This window comes from Shewanella sp. MF05956, assembly GCF_059758055.1.
In genome coordinates, this window is the sequence record NZ_JCAYNV010000001.1 from 153,340 (window position 1) to 179,816 (window position 26,477).

At 43.2% G+C, this 26,477-nt stretch carries 23 protein-coding genes; 4 read left to right on the forward strand and 19 right to left on the reverse strand.

Annotation, left to right across the window (positions count from 1 at the left end; translation table 11 throughout):
* Positions 1-5: 5 nt before the first annotated feature.
* From AC19MX_RS00640 to AC19MX_RS00675, 8 genes are all read right to left on the reverse strand, one after another.
* Positions 6-2,339, reverse strand: a complete 2,334-nt coding sequence (locus AC19MX_RS00640) for a bifunctional diguanylate cyclase/phosphodiesterase (RefSeq protein ID WP_498296198.1) — start codon at positions 2,337-2,339, stop codon at positions 6-8.
* 2 nt (positions 2,340-2,341) lie between these two features.
* Entirely contained in the window at positions 2,342-3,055 is a 714-nt protein-coding gene (locus AC19MX_RS00645) for a cupredoxin domain-containing protein (protein ID WP_498296200.1), read from the reverse strand.
* 88 nt (positions 3,056-3,143) lie between these two features.
* A complete protein-coding gene (locus tag AC19MX_RS00650) occupies positions 3,144-4,589 on the reverse strand; it encodes a methyl-accepting chemotaxis protein (protein WP_498296202.1) in 1,446 nt (481 codons plus the stop codon).
* Between the two features lie 187 nt (positions 4,590-4,776).
* Entirely contained in the window at positions 4,777-7,020 is a 2,244-nt protein-coding gene (locus AC19MX_RS00655) for a xanthine dehydrogenase family protein molybdopterin-binding subunit (RefSeq protein WP_498296204.1), read from the reverse strand.
* 2 nt (positions 7,021-7,022) lie between these two features.
* Positions 7,023-7,475, reverse strand: a complete 453-nt coding sequence (locus tag AC19MX_RS00660; RefSeq protein ID WP_498296206.1) for a (2Fe-2S)-binding protein — start codon at positions 7,473-7,475, stop codon at positions 7,023-7,025.
* Between the two features lie 186 nt (positions 7,476-7,661).
* Entirely contained in the window at positions 7,662-8,279 is a 618-nt protein-coding gene (locus AC19MX_RS00665; protein WP_498296207.1) for a nucleotidyltransferase family protein, read from the reverse strand.
* Between the two features lie 2 nt (positions 8,280-8,281).
* A complete protein-coding gene (locus tag AC19MX_RS00670; RefSeq protein ID WP_498296209.1) occupies positions 8,282-9,301 on the reverse strand; it encodes an XdhC family protein in 1,020 nt (339 codons plus the stop codon).
* A gap of 165 nt (positions 9,302-9,466) precedes the next feature.
* Complete coding sequence (locus AC19MX_RS00675; RefSeq protein WP_432401225.1) at positions 9,467-10,111, reverse strand: MBL fold metallo-hydrolase; 645 nt, start codon at positions 10,109-10,111, stop codon at positions 9,467-9,469.
* A gap of 269 nt (positions 10,112-10,380) precedes the next feature.
* Here AC19MX_RS00675 and AC19MX_RS00680 point away from each other — a divergent pair, with 269 nt between their 5' ends.
* Positions 10,381-11,670 carry an alpha/beta fold hydrolase gene (locus tag AC19MX_RS00680; protein WP_498296210.1) on the forward strand — a complete coding sequence of 430 codons (1,290 nt, stop codon included), beginning with the start codon at positions 10,381-10,383 and terminating at the stop codon, positions 11,668-11,670.
* A 119-nt stretch (positions 11,671-11,789) separates the two neighbouring features.
* On the opposite strand, the gene AC19MX_RS00685 is transcribed toward AC19MX_RS00680, so the two are convergent.
* From AC19MX_RS00685 to AC19MX_RS00705, 5 genes are all read right to left on the reverse strand, one after another.
* On the reverse strand, positions 11,790-12,446 hold the full coding sequence (locus AC19MX_RS00685) for a nitroreductase family protein (protein WP_432401229.1): 657 nt from the start codon (positions 12,444-12,446) through the stop codon (positions 11,790-11,792).
* 114 nt (positions 12,447-12,560) lie between these two features.
* The gene (locus AC19MX_RS00690) at positions 12,561-13,106 is read right to left on the reverse strand and encodes a thioredoxin family protein (protein ID WP_498296211.1); all 546 of its coding nucleotides are present in this window, start codon (positions 13,104-13,106) and stop codon (positions 12,561-12,563) included.
* Positions 13,107-13,356: 250 nt separating this feature from the next.
* Entirely contained in the window at positions 13,357-14,835 is a 1,479-nt protein-coding gene (locus tag AC19MX_RS00695) for an ATP-binding cassette domain-containing protein (protein ID WP_498296213.1), read from the reverse strand.
* Positions 14,836-15,222: 387 nt separating this feature from the next.
* Entirely contained in the window at positions 15,223-15,513 is a 291-nt protein-coding gene (locus tag AC19MX_RS00700) for a putative quinol monooxygenase (protein ID WP_432401235.1), read from the reverse strand.
* 58 nt (positions 15,514-15,571) lie between these two features.
* Positions 15,572-16,597 carry a zinc-binding alcohol dehydrogenase family protein gene (locus AC19MX_RS00705; protein WP_432401237.1) on the reverse strand — a complete coding sequence of 342 codons (1,026 nt, stop codon included), beginning with the start codon at positions 16,595-16,597 and terminating at the stop codon, positions 15,572-15,574.
* 124 nt (positions 16,598-16,721) lie between these two features.
* Here AC19MX_RS00705 and AC19MX_RS00710 point away from each other — a divergent pair, with 124 nt between their 5' ends.
* Positions 16,722-17,657: a LysR family transcriptional regulator gene (locus AC19MX_RS00710; protein WP_432401239.1), complete on the forward strand. Its 936-nt coding sequence runs from the start codon at positions 16,722-16,724 to the stop codon at positions 17,655-17,657.
* Between the two features lie 64 nt (positions 17,658-17,721).
* Here the strand turns inward: AC19MX_RS00710 and msrA are convergent, their stop codons facing one another.
* Together msrA and AC19MX_RS00720 are read right to left on the reverse strand one after the other, a co-directional pair.
* Positions 17,722-18,315 (reverse strand): peptide-methionine (S)-S-oxide reductase MsrA, encoded by a 594-nt coding sequence (gene msrA / locus AC19MX_RS00715; protein ID WP_432401241.1) that lies wholly within the window; start codon positions 18,313-18,315, stop codon positions 17,722-17,724.
* Between the two features lie 125 nt (positions 18,316-18,440).
* Positions 18,441-20,399, reverse strand: a complete 1,959-nt coding sequence (locus AC19MX_RS00720) for a DNA topoisomerase III (protein ID WP_432401243.1) — start codon at positions 20,397-20,399, stop codon at positions 18,441-18,443.
* A 482-nt stretch (positions 20,400-20,881) separates the two neighbouring features.
* On the opposite strand from AC19MX_RS00720, the gene AC19MX_RS00725 reads away from it, so the two are divergent.
* Both AC19MX_RS00725 and AC19MX_RS00730 read left to right on the forward strand, forming a co-directional pair.
* Entirely contained in the window at positions 20,882-21,598 is a 717-nt protein-coding gene (locus AC19MX_RS00725) for a tRNA (adenine(22)-N(1))-methyltransferase (RefSeq protein WP_432401245.1), read from the forward strand.
* A gap of 400 nt (positions 21,599-21,998) precedes the next feature.
* Positions 21,999-22,136, forward strand: coding sequence for a hypothetical protein (locus tag AC19MX_RS00730; RefSeq protein ID WP_498296214.1), 138 nt, complete (start codon positions 21,999-22,001; stop codon positions 22,134-22,136).
* A gap of 100 nt (positions 22,137-22,236) precedes the next feature.
* Here AC19MX_RS00730 and purF read toward each other — a convergent pair whose 3' ends face one another.
* From purF to folC, 4 genes are all read right to left on the reverse strand, one after another.
* Positions 22,237-23,751: an amidophosphoribosyltransferase gene (gene purF / locus AC19MX_RS00735; RefSeq protein ID WP_498296215.1), complete on the reverse strand. Its 1,515-nt coding sequence runs from the start codon at positions 23,749-23,751 to the stop codon at positions 22,237-22,239.
* A gap of 39 nt (positions 23,752-23,790) precedes the next feature.
* The gene (locus AC19MX_RS00740) at positions 23,791-24,279 is read right to left on the reverse strand and encodes a CvpA family protein (RefSeq protein WP_432401249.1); all 489 of its coding nucleotides are present in this window, start codon (positions 24,277-24,279) and stop codon (positions 23,791-23,793) included.
* A 152-nt stretch (positions 24,280-24,431) separates the two neighbouring features.
* On the reverse strand, positions 24,432-25,076 hold the full coding sequence (gene dedD / locus AC19MX_RS00745) for a cell division protein DedD (RefSeq protein ID WP_498296216.1): 645 nt from the start codon (positions 25,074-25,076) through the stop codon (positions 24,432-24,434).
* A 108-nt stretch (positions 25,077-25,184) separates the two neighbouring features.
* Positions 25,185-26,462, reverse strand: a complete 1,278-nt coding sequence (gene folC, locus AC19MX_RS00750) for a bifunctional tetrahydrofolate synthase/dihydrofolate synthase (RefSeq protein ID WP_498296218.1) — start codon at positions 26,460-26,462, stop codon at positions 25,185-25,187.
* Positions 26,463-26,477 lie beyond the last annotated feature (15 nt).

Genomic DNA, 26,477 nt, shown 5'->3' on the forward strand with positions numbered 1-26,477 from the left:
CACTCCTATATATAAGCAGACTGGCTTAACCAATCGTTAAACTGCAACTCTGGCAGTGGCCGTGACAAATAAAAGCCCTGGCCCATTTCACAGCCGCGCTCAGTGAGCCATTGTAAGGTCTCTTTATCTTCAATACCTTCTGCAACGACTTTAAGGCCAAGGTTATGGGCTAATTGTAAGGTTGATTGCACAATAATTTGGTCTGCATTTGTCTGCAGTAACTTTTGCACAAATGACTTATCAATTTTTAGTTCATCGACAGGTAATTGTTTTAATTGCGCTAATGATGAATAGCCCGTGCCATAATCATCAATAGACAAGGTTAAGCCATTTTGACGCAATAAAGTCAGTTGCTTAACCGCCAGCTCAGGGTCTGACACCACGGCATCTTCGGTGATCTCAAGCGTCATCGCCGACACTGGGACATTATGTTGTGCCAAGGTATCGATCACCCAGTAGCAAAACTGCTCATCTTTTAAATTTTCGGCTGAAATATTCACCGCTATGCACATGTCTATACCTTGTGCTTGCCAACGATGATATTGCGCCATAGCCTCGGTAATAACCCAACGAGTCAAAGCATCCATTTGCATGGTTTTTTCAGCAATAGGAATAAACGTATCTGGCGGAATAATCCCTCGAGCAGGATGGTTCCAGCGCACTAATGCTTCAACGTGAGTAATTTTTTGTTTCGCTAAATTCAGTTTCGGCTGGTAATAAAGCACCAATTGATTTTGCTCAATAGCGACTTTTAATTCGTTAATTAATTGAAAACGCTCAATGCTATTTTTATCTATATTGGCATCATAAATTTGATAATCACGCTTATTCATTTTAGCGTGTTGCAACGCGGTATCGGCCTGGCGTAACAAGGTCACAATATCAATACCCGGCTGATAAAAGCTGACTCCAGCGGTAAATTGTAAATGCAGTAAAATATCTTGGTAGTGATAATCTTGGCCAATTTTTGCTTGTAACATGGTCAAGAACACTTCAAAAGATTCATGTTCATATTCTTTAAACGCCAACACAAACTCATCGCCAGACAAACGACACGCCAAGGCGTTCGGGTTGATATGACAAAGCCGCTTAGCCACCTCTTTAATCACTTCATCGCCAACCGCATGGCCTAACGTGACATTCACCTCGGTCATACGGCGGATATTAATTAAACAAATCGCCATGGTTGAACCTTCAACGAGCCAAGGCTCACAGACTCGTTGTAAATGGTTACGATTGGCTAAATTGGTGAGCGGATCATGAAACGCCTGATGTTCAATGGCTTTTTCACGCGCCACAATAGCTTGTTGCATCGAGGTAAATTCACTGGCGAGTTGTTGTAACTCAACGCTTGAATCTACGCTCACATGAGAATGATAATTACCTTTGGCGATAAAGCGGGCTTGTTCTATTAATTGTTTAATTGGCCGGGTAATACTGCTCGAAATCCAAAATGCCAACAGCAATGATACTGGTAACATTAACAGTAACACCGCCACTTGCTGTAACCACTGAGATTCGATTGATGCTAATAAATCTGAACGCGACTTGTACATATAAGCATGCAAGGATTTATCATCTACATGACCTAAAAATTGTTTCCATAAAATAAAGTTGCTGTCGGCTTGGTCTGCAACAATATATTGGGTCACTAATTGCGTTTCATGGCGCTCGAGCGGAAAACCAGAGTGACCCACTGGGGTAATAACCTCTTTTTCTAACAACATAAAACCGCTGTTTAACCCGGTGAGTTTTTGCAGGGAGTTTGCTAGTGAATCGCCAATGAGAAAACCAAAACCCACCCAGCCAATCACACTATTTCCGCCACTGGTTAGCGGGGAAAACTTAATTTGATATAATTTGTTATCGAGCAGATAGAAAGGACTTATTTGATCAAACTCAGTGTCGAGTTTATAACGAAAAGGTTCATGTTGTTCCGAACCAAGCGCTACCACTTCTTGACCGAGCTCATCTTGTGAGGCCACCAATTGGCCAATCACTTTACCGTCACCCGACACCGCCATCGCGAGTGAAGCATTGATACGGCCACGATGATTATTGAGTGCCACTAAAAAACTACGATTATCACCATCGATAAAAATATCTTTTAAAGCGAAGTCTTTAGCCGCAGTAGATGCAAACGCTGCTAAATAATAGTTACGATTATCGTATTGTGACTCAAAGACTAAACTCGCCACCTCGAGTTGGTTAGCGACATACTGTTGTTCGAGGCGTTGATTGGATTGATATGACAGCCAGAAAGACAAGGCCAGTACCGCAATAATAACCAGTACAAAAAACGCAAAAATCCGTGTCTGCAGACGATTAAACAATACCAATATTAGTATCCTTCTAGGAATTCAAATTCATCTAAACTTTGTTGTTTAGGAATACTATCAAATTCAGCCTCTAAAGTGATCACTATTGGCTGCTTATTGGGTAAATGAAACGTCTGTAATTGCTGGTTATCGTTAAGCTTTAATTGTGGATGCCAGACACTCACAGTAAAGTCATCTTCAGGTAATGCGTTAAACACTACCTTGCCTTGGCTATCGGTGATGGCATAAAACGGTGTATCAACCACCAGCAAATGTCCCGACATCCAGTCGTGAATATTACAGCCCATCGACACATGACCCGCTGTTTCAAACATGATTAACTGTTGCGCTTGTTCGTGGCGTAACTTAAATGAAAATCGTTTTGGGCCTAATGCAGAATAAATATGATGAGTTATATCATCTTCATTAACAAAAGCGACCTCTTGGCCTTTTTGCACCACGGTAATATAAGGTGAAAACTGTTTGTCTTTTTGATGCACTTCAGCTTTGGCAGGCTGCGCTGTTACAACCCGATTATCCGCGTTGTTGGGTTGTAAATACACCACCACATTGACCGCAGCCTGGCCTTGTTGATTAAGTATCAACAACTCCTGAGCGCTGACACTTTGAGCAAATAATTGACTGGCGAGTTGAGTCAATAACAGCAAAGTGGTTAGACTTAGCAGCGACCTTAAGCTCATCTTTTTCTTGTCACGATTTATGCTTACACCAATCATCTACACTCCTATTGTTAGCATGTTAATCAGCAAAATTGTCTAAGTACCTCTACAAGACCTCACCAAAAGCTGTTTTATTTCACCCATCTTAAATTTTATATTGGCTTAGCATAGCGGCTAATCCTTTTGATGAGTCATTGAGCTCTTTTGCTAATACGCTAGACTGTTTTGCGGTGTTGCTGATGATTTCAGATTGTTGACGAATATGATTAATTTGCGATGAAATATCCCCAGCAGACATGCTTTGCTGCTCAGCAGAAGCGGCAATTTGGCTGCTCATATCAAATACCGAGTTAATCGACCCTGCCATTTGAGTAATATCATCACCCACGGCTTTAATGCTGGCGCTGCCTTGATCGGCTTGCTCAACTATCACATTGGTAATACCGGTAAGATTTTTAGTGCCTTTTTGTAGGCCTTCAATCATTTTCTGAATTTGCACTGTTGCTTCTTGAGTTCGGCCCGCTAGCGTACGCACTTCATCTGCCACTACCGCAAAGCCTCGACCTTGTTCGCCTGCCCTTGCCGCTTCAATCGCAGCATTAAGTGCTAACAGATTGGTTTGCTGCGATATGCTTTCAATCGTGGTCACCGCATCATTAATTTGGGTGGCATCAAGAGACAATTGCTCAACCGACGAAAATGATTCTGCAATTCGTTCTGATAAATAGCGAACCCTTTGTACAGCATCGGCAATTTTGTGCTGACTTTGGTCCATTTGCTTAGCATTTTTTTGGGTATGCGATGAAGTTTCACCGGCATGATGCGACACATCAGCAATGGCAGAAGTCATTTGCTCCATCGCATGAGATACCGCATCTAAAAAATGATGTTGTTGGTCGATAAGATCTTTATTAGTGTTCGCCTGACTATTAAACTCATCAGCCGCAACAGACAAGGTTCGAGCATTATCGCGAATGGCCTTGACCATTTCACTCATGTTATCAGCGCAGCGGTCAAGGTCGGTCGCGATTAAACTGAAATCATCAGTGCCAAAAAAGTTAAGCCTAAAGCTTAAATCACCATCGGCCAAACGCTTGATGGCCATGTACATATCCCACAGGCCGCCACCTAATGAGGTTGAAATCCAGTAACTGAGTTGAAACAACGGCAACAAACCCACTAATGCAATGATCAACATAAACTGAGCATCGCCTTTTGCATCTTGCTCCCACGGCGACACATTCTGGCTTTGGCTTATATATTGATTACCGACATTGGCTGATGCTATTACGGTATCGCCATTACGCCCGGTATTATCACGCGCAGAGACTTGCAATTGGTTGTCTGAAGCAAATTGTTGCAGCTGCGCGTCAGCTAAACCTTGATTATTAGCCACTGTCGCAAAACTTTGCACACTGGCTTTCACTCTCTCTTGAGATGCCTGTGCGATAAAATCGTTCGCTTGTTGATAATTGAGTAGTGCAATTACGCTGGTTATCGCAGCGACCATTGAACACACTATCCAAAATTTGCCGTTTAGGCTGAACTTAATCATGATTGCGTCAATCTTTCTAAACTGGATTTGCTTCATCTTTACGCTTCCTAAGGCAATTTATATCAAACATACATAGTATAGCTGAGTGAATCTGTTCAATGATGAACAGCGGCTAAAAAAATAAAATGCCTAAGTGCAACACACTTAGGCATTTAGCTTTATTATTATCGACTTAAGCGTGTAAAACTTAAGTGCTAACGCTCACAATTTTTATCGATTAAACTTATACCGATAACACCTTGTTAAGCGGTAAATCACGATACCTTTTGCCGGTAGCGGCAAATATTGCATTGGTTAAGCTTGGCGCAACAGGCGGCACGCCAGGTTCTCCGACACCTGCGGGGTTAGCAGTCGACTGGATATGAATCACTTCAATATCCGGTGTTTGTGGTAAACGCAGCAGGGGATAATCATGAAAATTTGATTGCTGTACTTGGCCATCTTTAAAGCTAATTTCACCCATCATGGCTAAACTTAAGCCGAAAATAATCGCCCCTTCTGTTTGCGACTTCAATCGGTCTGGATTAACCACTAAACCTGCATCAATCGCGGCGATACTTTTAAGTACTTTAAGGTTGTCATCTTTCACTTCTACTAACGTTGCTATGGCTACATAGGTTGTAAAACTGCGATGAATAGCAAAACCCCAACCTTGATTTTTCAACAGTGGAGCTTGCTTAGCCAGTTTGGCCTCCATGATATCTAGCACATTATGATAACGGCCAACATCAATAGGATGGTCTTCAAGTGTTTCGCCGTAATTACCGTACTCGAAACCTTGATCTGCTAAGGTTTCTTTTCTGGCTTCACCGAGCATTTCACGCCACATTTGTAAACAAGGCTTATTAGCTTTAACGGCCAATTCATCCACAAAACTGCCGATGCCGAATGCATGTTGAATATTACACACCGAACGCATCCAACCAATACGGGTATGGGCGTTAGCTTTTACTGCTTCGAGCTGTATTTGTGGCAACGCCAATGGCACATCAACAAAGCCTAAATCAAGTTCACCAGCAGAGGGTAAGTCGACCCCTTCAGCAAAAGTAGAACTAATAGACGGAAAACCCGTCCGGGCTAACATGGCTTGAGGTTGATTGTTTTTGTCTAGCTTAGCTTGATAAAATTGCGCACTTATCGCGTGGTAATAACCGTTTTGAATTTCATCTTCTCGGGTCCACGACACTTTAACCGGCTTATTAAGCTTTTGGGATAACATGGCCGCTTCTACGCTAAAATCGGGTTTGGATTTACGTCCAAATCCGCCACCTAATAGTGTCACGTTCACTTTGACTTTATCTTCTGCTAGCCCTAAAACACCTGCCACATTTTGCTGAGTACTTTGTGGTGTTTGAGTTGACGCCCAAATTTCGCATCCATCCGCTGTTACACTTGCGGTAGCCACGGGTGGCTCCATCATGGCATGAGTTAAATACGGCACGGTATAAACCGCATTAATTGTCGACTCAGCAGGCCATGAATCGACACTGGCACCTAGTTGGCGCATCACTTTGCCAGGCTGTTTAACTCGTTCAACTAAATCGGCCAAATACTGAGTGGTATCGTGGCTATCATTGACAGATTTTGTCCAGGTGATTTTCAGCGCTTTACGCCCTTCCATCGCACTCCAGGTGTTGCTGGCAATAACGGCTACACCGCCCAATGCTTGAAATAAGGGTGCGCCTTTAGGCACAGGTAACTGAATAATATCCAACACCCCCGCCACTTTGCGCGCTGCGCTATCATCTAACGTGGCCACATCGCTGCCAAGTACAGGCGGGCGAGTGATGCTGGCATACACCATGCCATCAACGTTAATGTCATAACCAAACATGGCTGTACCCGCTAATATGTCATCCATATCAACGATAGTTTTGGGCTTACCAATAAAATTAAATTCACTGTCAGGCTTGAAGGTCAGTGTTTCAACATCGGGCACGTTAATGGCCGATGCTGCTACCGCTAATTCACCAAAACGTAAGCTTTTGCTTGAACCTTTGTGATGCACTCGACTTTGTTTGGCATACACTTCTGTTAACGGCACTTTCCATTTATCGGCTGCTGCTTGCTCAAGCATGGTTCTGGCCATGGCGCCCATTTGACGCATTTTTTTATATTGCTTACGAATACTTCGGCTACCATCAGTATTTTGATCGCCGTAAGCTTTGTCGCCTAAGCCTTGAACAACAACAATTTTGTCCCAGTCGGCTTCTAATTCATCAGCTAAAATTTGTGGAATACCGGTACGAATCCCTTGCCCCATTTCAGAGCGATGGCATGTTAAATACACCTTATCGTCTTCGCCAATGGCAACAAACAAATTCATCGTGGCTTGCTTGTCTTGCGCTAGCGCCATTGGGCTCCAGGCCAAACTGGTACTACCAAGGACTAAACCACCGCCAACGGCACCAAACAATTTAAGCACGTTACGACGGCTGATATTTTCAACTGCGGTAAATGTCGTCATGATTATGCCTCCGTCACTGATTTGATCGCCGCTTTAATGCGGGGATAGGTCCCGCAACGACAAATATTGCCCGACATCGCATCATCAATTTGTGCGTCGGTAGGCTTAGCCGTGGTTTTTAACAGTGCAGCAGCAGACATTAATTGCCCTGCCTGACAGAAGCCACATTGAGGCACATTGTGCTGTAACCACGCATCCTTGAGTTTTTGAGCCTCTAGACCTTCAATGGTGGTAACTTGTTTGCCCTGCACTTGCTTAAGACTGGTTAAACAACCGCGCATTGGGCTGCCATCCACATGGATAGTACACGCACCACATAAGCCCGCGCCGCAACCAAACTTGGTCCCAGTAAAACCTAGGATGTCACGCAAAGCCCATAGGACGGGCATATTTGGGTCGGCATCAAGGGTAAAGTCCTTACCGTTGACCAGTAGTTTTTGTATTGTGGTTGTCATAATCACTCCTTAATTAGGCAAAAGTCTTACTGATATAAACTTAAGAACAAAAATGCAGTTACTTGTATTTATTGAAATAGCTTGTATTTGTGGCAACAGCTTACGGATATCGTCGTAGACAGGTTTATTAACGTTACTTGAATTAGATTAAACTTAACTGAACTAGCTCAAGTTCAGTTAAACGAATTATTGTTGATGCAACCACAAGGCTAAATCGGCAGGTGTATCAATATCAAATTGGGCATTTTCCATGGGCAATATATTTAAACTATTCTTTTCGGCATGGCGTTTTAACACGCTCTTAGCGCCCTTATCGCCGTCAATCGACAGTAAGCCAGTAAAGTCGTCAGCAATAAAAATAGCCGGTACACCGACATCTTGATGATAAAAACTGCAGCTAGTGTGGCCATTGTGCTGATAAGCCTCAATCAAGCCCACATAATCATCCACCGTTAAGGCAACCTGGTCGGCTAACACCAACAATAATGCATCGGCTTTTGCCTCAATAGCATAGGCCACAGCTTGTTTAACCGAGCTTGATAAGCCTAACTGCCAATGTGGATTAATTATCCGCGGAGTATCGGCGGTAATCGCCATCACCTCATCACTAATATGCGCGCCCAATATCACCACGGGCGCGGCGATATTGGCTGTTGCACTGAGTAGATTAAGCGTGGCGATACTATGGGATAGCACACTTTTACCGTCTTGAATTTTAGCGGTGATTTTACTGCCGTTAAAGCGACTGCTCGCACCTGCGGCTAAAATGACACTCACAATATGAGGCGATGACGAGATAGTCATCCTTACAGCATCACGCAATCAAGGCTGGTCAATTTGCTGTGATACAACACACCATGACACTGAGATAAAATACTTAAGGCGACTGAACCGGGTAATTCACCACCTAATGCTAAACCTGCTGGTGCAGAGAAATAACCACTAAAGTCATCAACACTTAGCTCAGCGATATCGAGCACTTTATCGCGCCGATGAACCGGTCCTAATAACGAAATATACGCCAATCCCAACGGTTGCAACGCTTTTAAGGTTTTGGCATCAATTTGCAGATTATGGCTCATCACAAAAGCCGCATCTAACCCCTTGAGTACATCTTGCGAAATACTTGGCGTTGGATGTTTAATAATTTGGCAACCAGGGAAGTCATAAGTACGGGCATAAGCGGTGCGTTCGTCAAATACCGACACTTTCCAACCCATAGTTTGTGCCATTTGCGCTATGGGTTGAGCATCTAATCCACCACCAAAAATACCGATATGCACCGGCGGTCTAAGAGGGATATTCAATACAGTATTGTGCTGTTGCTGCTCTTTTTGAGTTTTAGTGTTTAGGGTGATCGCAGTTGGCGAGCCACTTTGTTGTTCAACAAACAATCCCGACACCGCGTGGCTTGACGCACCATCCTCGGCAATATTGAGCTGATAAGTACCACTATCACCACGCATTAGCGCGTCATGAACTTTAACGAGCCCGAGGTAATTATTCGCTTTATTCAGCGACACCATCATAATATTGACAATGCCTCCACAACCTAGCTGATAACTGGTATCAGACTCGTCTGTGGCATCGTAGGTTAATTGCAGAACTTGTTGGGTTTGAATCGCACGTTGAGCATGGCGGCGAAGATCAGCCTCAAGGCAACCGCCACTGAGCATGCCCAGGCTTTTCCCCATGGGATGAAATAACATGATAGCGCCGGGCTTACGGTATGAAGACCCTTGCACTTGAGTTAAAACCGCTAAAACCCAATCTTCTTGATATGTAGGTAACCAGGTATCGAGTAAATCAACAAGGTGTTGAACCATGAAAACTGTCCATCTTAATAAACGCAGTCTACTAAGCTAACAGACTGCCTTTACAATGCAAAGAATCATTAGTTTCAATTTATGTATAAATACACGTAAAGGTTAAAAAGTAAGTAATTTTAACAATGACTTAACCAAACTGCTGGCATAGTGTTAACGCAGTTATCAATCAAATAACTGATCCGCGACAAACGGATTATGCTGGCGCTCATCAGCAAAGGTCGACATCGGCCCATGGCCAGGAATAAAGCTGACGTCTTGCCCTAAAGGCCACAATTTAGTGGTAATGGAATGCAGTAAGTCTTGATGATTAGACTGCGAAAAGTCGGTGCGGCCAATAGAGCCTCTAAATAACACATCACCAACCCAGGCTAACTTAGCTTGGGCATTATAAAACACAATATGCCCGGGTGTATGACCTGGGCAATGCAACACACTGAGGGTCTGCTCGCCAATAGTCACCTCATCTCCTTCATTAAGGTATTGCGTTGGTTCAAATGCTTCAGCCCGCGCAAAGCCAAAGTTCTGACTTTGCTTAACGAGGTTATCTAACCAAAATTTATCGGCTTCATGCGGACCAATGATTGGTACTGATAATGTTGCCGCTAAACTCGCCGCACCGCCTACATGATCGATATGCCCATGAGTCAGTAAAATTTTCTCCACGCTCAAACCTAACTTAGTGATCTCAGCCATGATCCTTTCAATATCACCACCAGGATCAACCACCGCGGCCTTTAAGGTTTTTTCGCACCAAATAACACTGCAGTTTTGCTGGAAAGGAGTAACGGGGATAATTTGATACTTCATCGACAACCTCACGCTTATACTCATATGTTGATTATCCGTTAATTTTACCTAGGCAGTATTGATCTAGATAGCTTTTTAATGTGATACCCATCAAGCTTTACATTGTTGATGTACAATCTATAAATGCGATAGCGCCCAATTTAATCACCCATGGGTAATTAACGAGCCGCTTGCTCAGTGCTAAGCACTTAATTAACTGAACCGATATAACAATAATCGTGCAGTTCACAGCGACTCGTAATGCTTCCCACAGACTTAGTAGGATATGTATGCACATTGATATGACTTTATCAGACATCAAAGCTCGTAAACATTTTTTCTCGGTGCCACTGGATTACCAACAAAGTCCCAGCAAGCAAATTACCGTATTTGCCCGAGAGTTGGTTAGCGTTGAAAACCAACACAAGCAACTGCCTTACTTAGTCTTTTTCCAGGGAGGCCCGGGCTTTGGCGCAGTAAGACCTCTGAGTAATAGTGGTTGGATTAAACGCGCACTAAAAGAATATCGGGTACTGCTACTAGACCAACGTGGCACAGGGTTATCGACTCCCGTTAATGCCACTAGTTTAAGTTACATGAGCGCCACCGATCAGGCCGACTATTTAAGCTTTTTCCGTGCCGACAACATTATTCGCGATGCTGAGTATATTCGCACTAAATTATCTCCAGGTGAGCCCTGGAGTATTTTAGGCCAAAGCTTTGGCGGCTTTTGTGTATTACATTATTTATCTGCCGCACCAGAAGGTTTAAAAGAAGCCTACATCACAGGGGGCATCCCCTCATTAACCCGTCCTGCAGATGAGGTTTACCAGGCCACTTATCAGCGTGTTATCGCCAAAAACAATGACTTTTTCACCCGTTTTAGCGATGCCAGAGTCTTAGTCGACACACTGGCTAAATACCTGTTCGACAATAAAGTGTACCTTGGTACGGGTGAGTTATTAACCGTAGAAATGCTCCAGCTATTAGGCATTAACCTGGGCATGGAACAAGGGCCCGAATCTGTTTATTATTTGCTGGAACAGGCCTTAATAGACACGCCTCATGGTGTTGATGTAAACCCGTTGTTTTTGCATCAATTTAGTCAATTTCTCGATTACAACACCAACCCCATTTTCGCATTAATGCATGAGTCAATTTACTGCCAACAACAAGCATCCGCCTGGGCTGCGCATAGAGTGCGTGCGCAATACAGCCAATTTAACTACAGCCCAGGTAAATCCTTATTCTTTACCGGCGAAATGGTGTACCCATGGATGTTTTCTCAATTTGAACAACTTGAGCCACTGCAACAAGCGGCCAATTTAATCGCCGCGAAAAAAGATTGGCCAGCCCTGTACAATCTTGAGCAACTTGCCGCCAATAAAGTGCCCGTTGCCGCCGCGATATACAGCGAAGATATGTTTGTTGAAATGCAATACAGCTTAGAAACAGCCAAGCAAGTGGGTCATCTTAAATATTGGCTCACCTCAGAGTATGAACACAACGGCATTAGAATCGACGGCGAGCGGGTGTTAGACAAACTCATTAGCCTTAATCGCGGCCATTGTTTGCGTTAATATTTGATAAGAAATAAGAATTAGACATAAGAAATAAGAAAGAATAAAAAAGGGGCATAAGACTAAATCTTATGCCCCTTTTTTTATGGGGATGATACCGTTTTATAACGAAACGGCCATTACAATACTTGCAATACCTGCTCAGCAGCTAGGCGAGACTTAGGCAGTTTAGCGTTATAGTCTTCATCTGAGTGGTGATAGCCAAAGGCTAACGCCACATCACAGACATAACCGTCTAATTCTTTTGCAAAAATTTGGCCTAACATTTCACTATCAACACCTTCCATCGGCGTAGAGTCAATGCCAAGACGTGCTAGCGTGTGCATGGTGTTACCCAGTGCTAAATAAGTTTGCGACTTAGTCCAGGCAGCGTTATTGCCCGCTTCATCGGTGTTTAAATCAACAAATGCCAATCCGCCAAATGCACCTTCACGATCTTCAGGCTTAGTGCGGCCGTCAATAATGCCCTGGTCTACCACTTTGGCATAATCTTCACGCGTATATTTAGGGTTATAGGCAAACAATACCGTATGTGAAGCTGCTTTCGCGTGTGGCTGGTTAAACTGAAACTTATTGGCAAATGAGTCATGTAGACGTTGCTTAGCTTCATCACTTTCAATCACGATAAATTTCCATGGTTGAGAGTTAATTGATGAAGGTGACAACACCATTGCATCATAAATAACAGCCAAGTCAGCTGCTGATACGCGTTTAGTCGCATCGTAGCGTTTTGCGGTGTAGCGTTTTTCTAAATCAGAAATAATAGCGTGAGTCATGTGATGCTCCATAAAGATAAAATAAGACGTTTTCAATAAATTAAATGATTAACAATAAATTCGGCTGATATGTATTTCGCATATATTGTGCTTAATAGTGTGTTTTCAAGGGCATTAACGCCATTTAATTGAACAACCCATACTGGCGGTTTGCTGTTTAGGCCCTTTACCGATGGCAGCAATTAATTGCATAGCATTCACCAACTCTGGGACACGATTAGGATCATTTTGTAACCTGGCATCATCCAGGCGGCCACGATATTGCAACTCACCCTGGGCATTAAAGCCAAAAAAGTCTGGGGTACACACCGCACCATATTGTTGACCTACATGCTGGTCTTCATCCACTAAGTACGGGAAAGTAAATCCATGCTGCGCGGCAAAACGAAGCATGTTTTCTGGCGAGTCAGAGTCAACTTGATGATAGTCATTTGACATCACAGCAAGGACATTAATGCCCTCTGCCATCAACAGTTTGGTGTCCTTGGCTAAGCGAGTCGCAATGGCTTTAACATAAGGGCAATGATTACAAATAAACATAATCAATAAACCTTTATCACCTAAATGTTCACTCATGGTAAACGCCTCACCAAGAGGGTTTTTTAAGGTGAAGTTGGGTGCTTTCCAGCCATAATCACAAATGGGTGTATCAAGTAACATAACGCGTAACCTTAAAAACTGAACTCGGGATGACCCAAATTAACATAACAACTCCGGCATACCTCGGCGTAAACATATTGCAACGAGGTATACTTAATGTCGTTATTGTACGCTTAACTTTGGTCGCCATATACAGGGTAAAAATTGAAACATTTTCAATTTTTTATTAATAATGAGACATACCGATTAACAGCTCAAAACAAAACAGCCAACCTCAGTTGACTGTTTTTTAAGTGACCATCACATCAGGTTATTTTAACGTCGGTCCGCTGACCACTGCCCGATAGCCTTGCTGGGCATCATCTAGCACAAACTCAATGTAGTGCTCAATACTATCAAGGCTATCTTGTTGATAATGTGACACATAAAGTAATTGGCTTAACTGTTCTTTGGCTATCAATTCAAGAGAGTTTCTAATCAGCCTACGGCCTAAATAATCTAAACCCTGGTAGGGCTCATCGAGGATCAACAAGGTTGGCTGCTTAACAATAGCCCTGGCAATTAACAATAAACGTTGCTGGCCATACTCTAATTGTTTAAATGCGGTTTTAGCTAAATGTCCCATATGTAACATAGCTAACCATTCGGTTGCGATAGCCACTTGCTGTTGCGTAGGCTTTTGGTACAAACCGATTGAGTCATAAAAGCCTGACACAATCACATCTAGCGCACTGCAATTAACCCGATATTGCATATGCAATGCTGACGACACCATGCCAATATGTTGTTTGATTTCCCAAATGCTCTCGCCCGAGCCTCTCTTTTTACCAAAAATATCGATATCGTTGCTGTAACACTGAGGATGATCACCAAAAATAAGCCCTAACAAGGTACTTTTACCACAGCCATTTGGGCCTTTCACTTGCCAGTGTACGCCATTATCGATACGCCAATTCACCCCAGAGAAAATCACTTTATCGCTGTATGCCACTCGGCCATTGTGTAGTTCAAATACCGGGTCGGCAAACTTGGCACTGTGACGATGACGTCGAATAAGTGCTAATAATTCTTCACTTTGCTGCCCAGACTGTGCGGTTAACTGGTTAATAACGGGGTGGTTATCCCACTCAGGCTTGCTCATCACACTGTCTAACTTACCGTGACTAAACAAGGCAACATGCTCAATCCACTGAGGTAAATCTTCTTCCCGAGACACAACAACTAAGATTTGCATGCTATGCGATAACTGTTGTAAATATTCAGTTAAGGTGTGTCGATGATTAACATCGAGCCCAGCATAAGGTTCGTCTAGCACTAAAAAAGGCACTTGGGTGGCAACGGCGCGAGCCAGCATGACTCTGCGCCCTTCGCCTGTCGATAATTGAGTAAAACTGCTTTGGCTTAAATGGGTTAAATCAAGCTCTTGCAACAACTTGTGCGTCATGGCGTTATCATGGCACTGCCCATAAATCACTCCAAACACCGTGGTTTTAGGGTCTGTGTAACCGAGTGACTCACTGTCATCTTGCTCAAGAATATCTTCAAGCAGCGCTTGTTGTGCCAGCAAAGACACCACGGCGACCTGAGACGGATCTGCACCGATAATATTGCCTGAGTAATCGAGTGGTTGATGGTGAGGCGTGTGGGTTAATAGTTGGCCTAATATTGCCCCAACATCGCCTTCGGTGCTAAATACACCCCACGATTGTTGCGATGCGATTAGCCATTCATCAATCGCCAGAGTAACACTCGATGAACGGCATTGCAGTTGTGTAAATCTAATGTCCATCTTAATACCATTCCGCGTTAGTAAGTGATCTCTCAGCGAGAATTTAAAAGGGCTTAAACAAGGCGAATGACTGAATGAATAGTTATTCTCTTTCGAAGTCATGCAACGCAGTGTAAGCCCTTTTAAAACTCGCCACAAAGGAATGCCCCAGCGGCTTTTGCTCTGCGTTCTCGCTATTTGAAAGGGAACTACCATTACTACATAGCGACGCCTTAATCAAAAACCGCTGGACGCATTCTGATTGGTCACTTATTAATGTGGAATGGTATAACTAGCTACCTGTAGTTTACATCACTTGAGTGTCTCACAAGTTGCTGAAAAAAATCGACAAAAAAAGCAGAACATTTTACGTTCTGCTAAGAGAGGCTAAAGGACAAACATAAAAAACTAACTGATAACACTCATTTCGTTAAGCATCGACTCAACAATACAATCTTTAGTGGCTGCCACAAAATTAGCGATATGCTGATTGCCCATGTGAACTTGCCATAATTCACGGCTTTGCCAGTTTTCATAAAACATAAAATGCGCTGGATTTGCATTATCTTGATGTAAATCGTAGTTAATACAGCCTTCTTCAGCACGAGTCACATCAACCAATTTCAATAATTCGGCTTTCACTAACTCGATTTTATCTGCTCTGGCGGTAATATTGGCAACGATAGTTAACTGAGACATGTTGAATCCTGTTTCAAATAAATAATATAAAATAAACAATCAAATCTAACGCAAACAATTAAAACCCTTCAAGTACAATCTTACCGATTGATTTGCCTGTTTCTAACGCTTGGTGCGCTGCGCGTAAGTTAGCGGCGTTAATTTCGCCCATGTGTTGGCCTAATGTGGTTTGAATATAACCCTGATCAACAAGATCTGCGACGCGATTGAGTAAGCGACTTTGCTCTTGCATGTCTGCCGCCTTAAACATTGAACGAGCAAACATAAACTCCCAGTGTAATGACAAACTCTTAAGCTTAAGTTTAGTGACATCCAGCGCTTGAGGATCATCAATCATGGCGATTTTACCAAAGGGTGCAAGCACTTCAGTGTAACTTTCAAAATAAGTGTCTGTGCTGTTTAAGCTTGCTACGTGCGTTACAGGCCCAATATTTAACGCCTCAATTTGCGCCGTCAGTGGCTTGGTGTGGTCAACAACATAATCTGCACCTAACTTTTTAACCCAATCGCTTGAGCTTTGGCGTGATGCGGTTGCAATAACAGTGGCTCCGGTAATGGCTTTCGCAATTTGGACAAAAATAGAACCCACACCACCCGCGGCGCCAACCACTAAAATCACTTCGTTAGATTTATCAGTTAAGCCAGGGCTTTGCTGTTTAATGGTTAAGTGCTCAAACAATAACTCCCATGCAGTGATAGCTGTTAAAGGTAACGCTGCGGCTTCTGCATTTGATAAGCTCTTAGGCTTCATACCCACTAAGCGTTCATCAACTAACTGATATTCAGCATTGCTACCAGGTCGGGTAATGTCGCCCGCATAATACACCACATCACCGGGTTTAAATTGACTTGCCTTGTCACCTGAAGCAATCACTTCGCCAACCGCGTCCCAACCAATCACTTTAACTTCCCCATCAGCAGGAGGCATGTTTAAGCGCACTTTATAATCGGCAGGATTGACTGCTATGGCGCTCACTTTAACCAATAAGTCATAACCTGTAGCAATAGGTTGCGCTAACGTGACATCGATTAATGATTCAGGGTTTGTGATAGGTAAAGACTGCTTATATCCAATGGCTTTCATAATGTGGTTCCTGTTGTGCAAATCGGCAAATGATGTTCAAACTGAATGGAACTATATTAGCGCTTGTTTTATCTCACATAAACAGCATAATAATTGAAACATTATCAATTAAAAATGGGCAATCATGCTTTTAGAAGACTTACAAGTGGTGATAAAAGTGGCTGAGTTTCGCAGTATTACCGCTGCTGCAACCAATTTAGACATGCGAACAGCCACAGCCAGTGCGGCTTTAAAGCGAGTTGAAGCCCATTTAGGTGCGGAGTTGTTTATTCGCACCACGCGTCAATTACGCTTATCGAGTGCAGGTGAAAAGTACATTCCGCAATGCGAACAAGCCATGTTGATGCTTGAGCAAGCCAAACAGAATATGAAAGGTGAGCTAGACATTGTTGACGGCGACTTACGGTTATCGGTGTCATCCGATTTGGGCCGTAATGTGGTTACCCCTTGGATTGACGACTTTATGGACACTCACTCAAAAGTGAGCTTACGTGTCAGCATTAGTGATACTAACGTTGATTTTTATCGAGATTCAGTCGACTTAGCACTACGTTACGGTTCACCTAATGATGCAAATTTATATGGGTTTAAAATTTGCAATGTGCCAAGGTTAATCTGCGCTTCACAAACGTATTTAGACCAATATGGCACACCTAAACACCCGCAAGATTTAGCCGAACATAATGCGCTACTGTATCAACTACAAAACTTAACCCACGACATATGGGAATTTAACCAGGGCGAAGACAGTATTAAAGTGAAAGTATCGGGCAATCGAGTCGCCAATGATGCTGACTTAGTCAGGCGTTGGTGTGTCAGCGGCAAAGGCATCGCCGCAAAATCATGCTTAGATTTAGCACATGATTTACTGGCCAATAACCTTGTTAGCATCATGTCAGACTACCAGGTCAAATCCACTGAATTGTGGTTAATATTTCCAAGCAGACAGTCCATCACCCCTGCCACTCGATTATTACGCGACATGCTCAAGCAGCAGACCCGCGCGTTGTTACAAAAATTAATCGCTAAAGGCATTTTAGATAAAAGCGTGTTGGATTAATCTTTATACCCAATCAGCATGGTCTGTGGCTATAAAGGTCAACAGTCACAGGCCATCAAAAAACCTAATGTGTCGCTTTATCACCCCAAATCTCTGCTAACCTTTTGTCTCTGCCGCAGTTCCAGCGATAAGCATTATATCTAATAGGGTTGTTTTTATAGTAATCCTGATGGTAACTCTCATCGCCTTTTATCGGATAAAATATCGACGTATTTAAAATAGGCGTAACCACTTTATTATTAGGAAACTGCTTTTCGACTTTGCTTTTAGACTGTTGTGCAATCGCTCTTTCAGTGTCGTTTGCCACAAAAATGGCACTTAAATAGCTCGAGCCTTTATCGCAAAATTGCCCTTGTGCATCAAAAGGGTCAATGTTAACCCAGTAATGTGCTAACAATTGTTCGTAGCTCACTTTGTTAGGGTCATAAGTGATTTCAACCGCTTCATAATGACCTCGGTGGTTACCGTTATAGATAGGGTCTTTAATGTTTCCGCCGGTAAATCCTGAAATCACATCAGTAACACCATCAAGCTTTTCAAAATCAGACTCCATACACCAGAAACATCCACCAGCCAAAATGGTTTTATCTGCAGTGGCATTAGACGCATAAGACAATAAACTTGCGGCCAAGATGGTTAACAATAATGTGCTTTTCATACACCCTCCTTTAATTTGTATCTATATCTATATTTGTATACTTACAGTATGTAATTAATGACATAAAAGTTCACTCTGACATTGACACTGTGCAATTCTTTTATCATACCAATTAACACCCTAAATTATTTCACTTTTGCTTTGAGCTTCTTTTTATACGGCTTTTTAAAACTCCGTTTTGGTGCCGCACTCGCGACACCTTGTAATGCCGAAGGTAACTGGCTCGATGCCTGGGTGATTAAACCATCTAACTGACTGAGTAATGGTTGCATAAAGGCATCGTACTTTAAGCGTTTTTGGCTGATGGCATCGAGGCTGTTTTCCCATAATGCAGTCATGTCGGGTGTGGTGGCCGAGTCTGGCAAACTACGTATTAAGCCAACGCCCACTGGCGTCGCTTTAATGGCTTTGCCCTGACGAACTAAATACCCGCGCTTAAACAGTAATTCAATTATGCCTGCACGGGTGGCCTCTGTGCCTAAACCATCGGTTTCTTTAAGGATTTTTTTAATGTTGCTATCTGTGACATAACGGCTAATGCCCGTCATGGCGCCTAATAAGGTGGCATCGGTAAAATGCTTTGGCGCTTGAGTCATTTTTTCTAATAATTCACCACGCTCACATTGGAGTATTTGGCCTTTTACCAGCGGCGGTAGCGACTGTACATTATCGTCGTCATCGTCATTGTTGTTTGAATGATTACTGCTTTGGTTTGCAGTTGTTCGCTTGAACAATTGCTTCCAACCTAACGTTTTATCTTGGCGCGCTTTGGTGGTAAATAAGCCGCCAGCAATGGTCACTTCAACGGCGGTTTCTGCATACACATAAGCGGGATAAAATTGTGCGAGATATTGGCGAGCCACATGCTGATACAACTTAGCTTCGTTACTTGATAATGCTGATAAATTAGCCACTTTTTCGGTGGGCACGATTGCATGGTGAGCATCGACTTTAGAGTCATCCCAGGCTTTCGATTTAAGCTTAGCATTTGGCGCATCGCAGCCTTCAACTAACCCAGAAGCGCCTTTAAGCACGGCATCTAATACTTTGGGGGCTAATGCAAGTTGATCTTTGGGCAAATAACGGCTGTCTGAACGTGGGTAAGTAATGAGCTTATGGCGCTCATACAAACTCTGACAAGTGTCTAGCACTTCTTTAGCTGACAAGCCAAAACGTTTAGCAGCATCGATTTGCAGTGCAGATAAACTGTAAGGCAATGGCGGATTTTGACGCTTGTCTTTGGCTTCTAATTTAGTCACTTCAGCCGGTTTGCCATTAATACGAGCAACCACATTCTCGGCTAACCCTTTGGCTAATACTCTGCCATCTTCGTCCATATAAGGTTGGCATGCATCGCTCGGTTTCCATTTGGCCGTAAAAGCGTGTTGTTGGTCGGTCAATAAGTGGGCTAACACCTCATAAAATGCTTTAGGAATAAAATCAGCAATTTCATCATCACGGCGCACCACTAAACCGAGTAAAGGCGTTTGAACTCGGCCAACCGACAACACACCTTGATAGCCGACTTTGCGCCCTTGAATAGTATACGCGCGCGTCATGTTCATGCCGTATAACCAATCTGCGCGGCTGCGTGCTAATGCCGAGGTTGATAACGGCACAAACTCACGGTTACTTCGTAACTGCCCTAGCGCGCGTTTTACGGCTTGCGGGTTTAAATCGCTAATCAATAATCGCTGAACTTGATTGAGTTTGTCGCCTTTTACGCCGAGATATGAAATCACTTCATCGACTAAAAGTTGTCCTTCTCTGTCGGGATCGCCCGCGTTGATAATTGATGATGCTTGCTTAACCAGTTTACGCAACACGGTCAGTTGGCTGCGGGTTTTAGGTTTTGGCTGTAGCTTCCAGGTTTGTGGCACTATGGGTAAATGTTCAAGTTTCCATGACTTAAACGCATCATCATAGGCATCTGGCTCAGCTTGTTCGAGCAAATGGCCAATACACCAGGACACACAATCCCCGTTGGCAGTAGTAATAAAACCATCACCTTTTTTATGAGGCTTTGGCAATACATCGGCAATAGCTCGGCCCAGACTGGGTTTTTCAGCAATATATAAAATCATAATCCATTATCAGGTCGCAAAGATTCAGTAAGCACAACCATAAATCGCGCCAGTTAACTGTATAAAATTACAGTATAGATTACCTGTAAATTTAACGTGCTGCAAATTGCATAGTATTGAGCGTAAAAATCATTACAATGCGGGTTTTATTTGTCTAAACGAATAATACCAATTCCACTAATTATCTGGTCATTCAGCGGGAATTCTGTGCCTTCTAGGCAAGTAATAGGATTGAAGACATAGTTGCTCTCGGCAACTGCTCCTGCGTTGCTCTACCTTCTGCATCCATGCAGTCGTACGACAAAATGCTATTAAGCAGCATAGAAGGCACAGAAACCCGCCTTGCAGGAGACACTCAGACCGTTCATTTCTTTGTTGCATTGTCTTAGAAGGGAATAACCATTATTTCAACAATGCGCCTCAAACTGAACAATCTGAGTGACTCTGATTGGTCACATAATTAATGGAATTGGTATAATATAATGAAACTTGGCCAGCGCTTAACTCAGCTCAATGACATGATCCCAACAGGCTATACGCACATTTGGGATTGTTGCTGCGATCATGGTTTATTGGGTGCGGCGTTATTATCAAGACAGGCGGCACCGACGATTCATTTTGTCGATATTGTGCCCAGCTTAATGCAACAATTAGAAGACAAGTTGCAACGCTTTTATCCGCGCCAATTCATTCCTCAATGGCATGTACATTGTATCGATGTCGCACAGATCCCCTTATCAGATTATCCAGAAACGCCACTGCCAGAAACGCCACTGGTTGTTATCGCAGGCGTGGGTGGAGATTTGATGATCGAGCTTGTTAATTCAATTTGCCGCAATAACCCTGAACTGCAAATTGATTTTATGCTCTGCCCAGTGCACCACCAGTACGAATTACGCCAGCAGCTTATCAAGCTTGAATGTCGTTTAATTGATGAGAAATTGCTTGAAGAAAATCGCCGCTTTTATGAGATTTTGTATGTATCTCGCAACAAAGTAGACTCGGCAATAGCAACGCCCCTAGCAACCTCGCCAATAAGCCCGGTGGGCGGGAAAATGTGGCAATGCAGCTCCGAAGCGCAACGCGATATTGCTCAGCGTTATTTAAATAAAGTGCTGACACATTATCAAAAGATAAGTCTGTCTAATCCCCAAAAAGCAGCACAAGCGCTACAAGACTATCAAACGATTTTTTTGTAAATATTCGAGTTGATGTAGCTTAAAAGCCTAAAGCTAACACAAGTGTCCTGATCAACTTTGTTACTGGACGACGTAAAGAAAAACAACACCTGGATCCCGGCTCAACAGCACTGCCGGGACGACGTAGAGAAACTAGCATCTTGGTCGCGACTCAACAGCATTGCCGGGACGACGTAAAGAAACTAACATCCTGGCCGCGGCTCAACATCATTGCAGGAACGACGTATTTTTATGCCGTCATCCCTGAGATCTTTTATCAGGAATCCAGGTGTTGCTGTTGATTTCACTTAACAGCCAAAAAACAACACCTGGATCCCGGCTCAACAGCATTGCCGGGACGACGTAAAGAAACTAGCATCTTGGTCGCGACTCAACATCATTGCAGGAATGACGTATTTTTATGCCGTCATCCCTGAGATTTTTTAACAGGGATCCAGGTGTTGCTATTGATTTTGGTTTTGATTTTGATTTTGGTTTTGGTTTTGGTTTTGGTTTTGGTTTTGGTTTTGGTTTTGGTTTTAGCATTTTAGGTTTCTAGCTTTCTAGCTTTCTAGCTTTCTAGCACTTAAAATTTTTAACACCCATAAAAAAACCAGCATTTTCATGCTGGTTTGTTCGCTCACAAAATCTGGGTTAACTTATGGATGACACTCGTTGTGCATTTCTAAGTTAGTGCCGATATCTTTGCTGCGGTTGGCTTTGGCATCGTCATTACGTAACTGAGTCAAGTGGTCTAAATATTCTTGATTCACGTCGTTGGTAATATAGTGACCGTCAAATACTGACGTTTCGAAACGCTTAATTTCAGGATTTTCCATTCTTACCGCTTCAATTAAGTCGCTTAAGTCTTGGAAAATAATGCCATCGGCACCAATGATTTTAGCAATTTCATCTGCATCACGACCATGAGCAATAAGCTCATTAGAAGTCGGCATGTCGATACCGTACACGTTCGGGAAACGAATTTCAGGTGCCGCTGATGCAAAGTACACTTTCTTCGCGCCTGCTTCACGTGCCATTTCGATAATCTGTTCTGACGTGGTACCACGCACAATAGAATCATCGACTAATAACACGTTTTTACCTTTAAATTCGGTGTTAATCGCGTTGAGCTTACGACGTACAGACTTTTTACGCTCTTGCTGACCAGGCATAATAAAGGTACGGCCAATATAGCGGTTTTTAACAAAACCTTGACGGTACGGCAAGTCCATACAACGTGCGATTTCTAATGCGATGTCGCACGAGGTTTCTGGAATAGGAATAACCACATCAATGTCATGATCTTCCCATTCTTTCTTAATCTTTTCACCTAACTTAGCACCCATGTTTACGCGGCTTGCATAAACCGATACTTTGTCGATGCTTGAATCTGGACGGGCAAAGTACACAAATTCAAAAATACACGGTGCATAGCTTGGGTCGACAGCACATTGGCGAGTAAATAACTGACCATCAAGTGAAATGTAAATAGCTTCACCTGGTGCAACATCGCGCATCACTTCAAAGCCAACGGCGTCTAAAGCAACACTTTCTGACGCGACCATGTACTCAGTACCCGTCGCCGTTTCGTGTTTACCCAACACTAAAGGACGAATACCAAATGGGTCACGAAACGCAACTAGGCCCTGGCCAATAATCATTGCGACTACCGCATAAGCACCACGGGTTTGGGCGTGGACTTTGGCTACGGCATCAAACACTTCGTCAGCACTTAATGACAAGCTACGCGTTTCTTGTAGTTCGTCTGCTAATAAGTTGAGTAAGATTTCTGAGTCAGATGTGGTGTTCACATGACGGCGTTTTGTAACTAGGCTTTCAGCTAACTCAATCGTGTTGGTTAAGTTACCGTTATGCGCTAACGAGATACCAAACGGCGAGTTAACATAAAATGGCTGAGCTTCAGAAGCACTAGAGCTACCCGCGGTAGGATAACGCACATGACCAATGCCAGCATTGCCTTGTAAACGTTGCATGTGTTTAGGTTCAAACACATCTTTAACCAAGCCATTCGCTTTACGTAAACGAAACGCATTGATGTCTACAGTCACAATACCTGCAGCATCTTGTCCACGATGTTGAAGCACAGTCAGCGCATCATAAATGGTTTGGTTAACTGTTGATTTTCCTACTATTCCGACGATACCACACATGGGTAAGGTTCCTCACTGTAAGGTGTTCTATGTTTATAATTATATTTTGGGTACAAAGCTTGAGGTGTTTTCGAGATAGTCAAAAAACCACTGAATAACCACGCCAAATTCGGGTACAAGTACTGAGTCTTTCCACCAAGCGGTGTCTGGAAATGCAGTAAATGCATCCATAAAGAACAGTAATGCACTAACTATCAAGGCGCCACGGATGGCACCAAAGCACAAACCTAATATTCGGTCTGTGCCTGACAAGCCAGTTTTAGACACCAACTGACCTAATAAATAATTGACTAATGCCCCTAGGATCAGGGTAACGACAAACAGAATGGCAATCGCGACACCGTTTCTAACTAACTCGTCCTGCATTTGAGTTAAATGCGCGGCAAGATCGAGATAAAACTGGCTAGCGATAAAGAAAGCGGCAAACCAAACCACAAGTGACATGGCTTCTTTTGCGAATCCGCGGATCAAACTAATAATAGTTGATAACCCGATAATGATAATAATTGCGTAATCAATCCAAACCATGAAAATGGGGATCCGGTATAGGGTTCAAGACGGCGCGATTCTAACAGAGACTGAGATGTTTCTCACCCCTGATTGTTCAAATTATTCATGCGTGATTGCGAACAATCAATTTGCTAATTTCAACCACGCAACTGTACTGCCGTCTGAACGAGTTATTGTTCTTGAGGATTGTAGGCAATGATCTTGCCCTTTAACCCAGTTAATTTGAAAATGGGGTCTTGGCGTGCTTTAAGCTTCGACTCAGAAACTTCAGGGCCAACAAACACTCGGGTTAACCTGCCATCGACAGGTTTGGCTGGCAATGTATAGGCCGTGAACCCCGCTTTACGCAACTGAGCAATCAATGCACTGACATTGGCAGCGTTGTTAAATCCACCGAGCTGTAGAGTAAACCCGGCTGTAATGGCAGTTTTTACCGGCGCTTTAGCTTGAGCTACCACTTTAACGGGCTCAGTTTTAGGTTGAGTTTTAGCCGGCGCCGCTTGAACAGGTTTACTTTCAACCTTTTTAGCGACCACTACAGGCTCTTCAGTACCAAGTTCAACCACATCACTGCCCAAGTCTTGCGGCTCAGCTATGGTTAGCACCTGAAACTCTTCAACCGTGTCTTCGGCCGGTTTAGTTGCTTGAGTGTTATTTGAATTATTGTGACTGTTGGCTAATGGCCGTAATGGAATTTCAGTAAATTCCTCTACAACTTGAGTTTTTTTACCATCCAATAAGTCGGGTAAAAAAATCACCCCTAACGCGACAAGCACAATGGTGCCCACCAAACGATTTTGAAATTGACGATTCAAAGCGAATTCCCTTTTAAAATAATGCTCTATCGAACTTAAACTCACTAGTCAGTAGTCAGTAGTCAGTAGTCACTAATCAGTAACTGACCAATAATGAGCTAAAAAGACTTACACAGCCTTAAAACCTGCAACAGTATAAAAAGAACCAAACACAATAACCACATCGTCTTTGGATATTGACTGTTGTATTCCCTGCCAAGCGCTAGCGATATCGTTATATTGTACGGCAGTTGTACGGCTATTATCATCTGGTAATGCTTGATATAGCTGCTCAGCTGACGCTCCACGAGGGTTGTCTAATCCAACTAAGTGCCACTGGTTAATCTGTGGTGCTAATTGTGCCAGTACAGCCTTGATGTCTTTGTCTTTTAACATGCCACACAATGCCACAATACGTCGGCCTTGATAAGCCTGTAATTGCTTTGCTAAATACCGAGCGGCGTGAGGATTATGGGCAACGTCAAGTAACACAAAAGGTTGCTGACTCACTTGCTCTAAGCGCCCAGCAAGTTGCGCATTGACCAAACCATCACTAATTTGTTGCTGAGTAATTGTGGGCCAAACCTGGCTCACTAAAGCGACAACACTAGCAGCATTCGGTAACGGTAAACGCGGTACCGGTAAGTTGTCATAATGATGTTGTTTCGATTTAAAATGCCATATTGCCGCATCCGTTGGAGAAACTTGATAATCAAATTCAAAACCCACCCGATACAGTTCCGTTTGCATGTATTCAGCGTAATCTTTAACTGATTGAGGTAACTCAGGCTCACCCACTACCGCAATGCAATGCGGCCTAAAAACCCCGGCTTTTTCACGGCCGACTAATTCACGGGTATCGCCAAGATACTCTTGATGATCAAGGTCAATTGAGGTCAGTATTACAGCATTTGAATCAATAATATTGGTTGCGTCTAAACGACCACCTAATCCAACTTCAAGAATGGCCACATCCACGTTGGCAGCCTTAAATAAATATAAGCCCGCTAAGGTCGCGTATTCAAAAAAAGTCAGTGAAATATCTGTTCTAGCAGCTTCAATGGCACAAAATGCCTCAATAAGAGATGCATCACTGGCATCTTGCTGATTAATCCGCACTCGCTCGTTGTAACGCAATAAATGTGGCGAGCTATACACGCCCACAGTTAAGCCCGATTGGCGCAAAATAGACTCAAGCATAGCGCAACTGGTGCCCTTGCCGTTTGTGCCCGCCACAGTAATAACTTTTGTTGGCGCTAATGCTAATAATGCTAAACGCTTAGCCACTTGTTCAACACGAGTCAGCCCCATGTCAATTTCACTTGGGTGGATAGCCAATAAATAGTCTAGCCATTGGTCTAAACTCGATTGCAGGTTAGGAATATGCATTTCATTAATAGCCGACATATAATATCTCACTTT

Bases quoted from the DNA above. Each gene is read 5' to 3' on its own strand.
- AC19MX_RS00645 (WP_498296200.1), bottom strand. From the start codon at position 3,055: ATGATTGGTGTAAGCATAAATCGTGACAAGAAAAAGATGAGCTTAAGG.
- AC19MX_RS00650 (WP_498296202.1), bottom strand. From the start codon at position 4,589: ATGAAGCAAATCCAGTTTAGAAAGATTGACGCAATCATGATTAAGTTC.
- AC19MX_RS00655 (WP_498296204.1), bottom strand. From the start codon at position 7,020: ATGACGACATTTACCGCAGTTGAAAATATCAGCCGTCGTAACGTGCTT.
- AC19MX_RS00660 (WP_498296206.1), bottom strand. From the start codon at position 7,475: ATGACAACCACAATACAAAAACTACTGGTCAACGGTAAGGACTTTACC.
- AC19MX_RS00665 (WP_498296207.1), bottom strand. From the start codon at position 8,279: ATGACTATCTCGTCATCGCCTCATATTGTGAGTGTCATTTTAGCCGCA.
- AC19MX_RS00670 (WP_498296209.1), bottom strand. From the start codon at position 9,301: ATGGTTCAACACCTTGTTGATTTACTCGATACCTGGTTACCTACATAT.
- AC19MX_RS00675 (WP_432401225.1), bottom strand. From the start codon at position 10,111: ATGAAGTATCAAATTATCCCCGTTACTCCTTTCCAGCAAAACTGCAGT.
- AC19MX_RS00680 (WP_498296210.1), top strand. From the start codon at position 10,381: ATGCACATTGATATGACTTTATCAGACATCAAAGCTCGTAAACATTTT.
- AC19MX_RS00685 (WP_432401229.1), bottom strand. From the start codon at position 12,446: ATGACTCACGCTATTATTTCTGATTTAGAAAAACGCTACACCGCAAAA.
- AC19MX_RS00690 (WP_498296211.1), bottom strand. From the start codon at position 13,106: ATGTTACTTGATACACCCATTTGTGATTATGGCTGGAAAGCACCCAAC.
- AC19MX_RS00695 (WP_498296213.1), bottom strand. From the start codon at position 14,835: ATGGACATTAGATTTACACAACTGCAATGCCGTTCATCGAGTGTTACT.
- AC19MX_RS00700 (WP_432401235.1), bottom strand. From the start codon at position 15,513: ATGTCTCAGTTAACTATCGTTGCCAATATTACCGCCAGAGCAGATAAA.
- AC19MX_RS00705 (WP_432401237.1), bottom strand. From the start codon at position 16,597: ATGAAAGCCATTGGATATAAGCAGTCTTTACCTATCACAAACCCTGAA.
- AC19MX_RS00710 (WP_432401239.1), top strand. From the start codon at position 16,722: ATGCTTTTAGAAGACTTACAAGTGGTGATAAAAGTGGCTGAGTTTCGC.
- msrA (WP_432401241.1), bottom strand. From the start codon at position 18,315: ATGAAAAGCACATTATTGTTAACCATCTTGGCCGCAAGTTTATTGTCT.
- AC19MX_RS00720 (WP_432401243.1), bottom strand. From the start codon at position 20,399: ATGATTTTATATATTGCTGAAAAACCCAGTCTGGGCCGAGCTATTGCC.
- AC19MX_RS00725 (WP_432401245.1), top strand. From the start codon at position 20,882: ATGAAACTTGGCCAGCGCTTAACTCAGCTCAATGACATGATCCCAACA.
- AC19MX_RS00730 (WP_498296214.1), top strand. From the start codon at position 21,999: ATGCCGTCATCCCTGAGATTTTTTAACAGGGATCCAGGTGTTGCTATT.
- purF (WP_498296215.1), bottom strand. From the start codon at position 23,751: ATGTGTGGTATCGTCGGAATAGTAGGAAAATCAACAGTTAACCAAACC.
- AC19MX_RS00740 (WP_432401249.1), bottom strand. From the start codon at position 24,279: ATGGTTTGGATTGATTACGCAATTATTATCATTATCGGGTTATCAACT.
- folC (WP_498296218.1), bottom strand. From the start codon at position 26,462: ATGTCGGCTATTAATGAAATGCATATTCCTAACCTGCAATCGAGTTTA.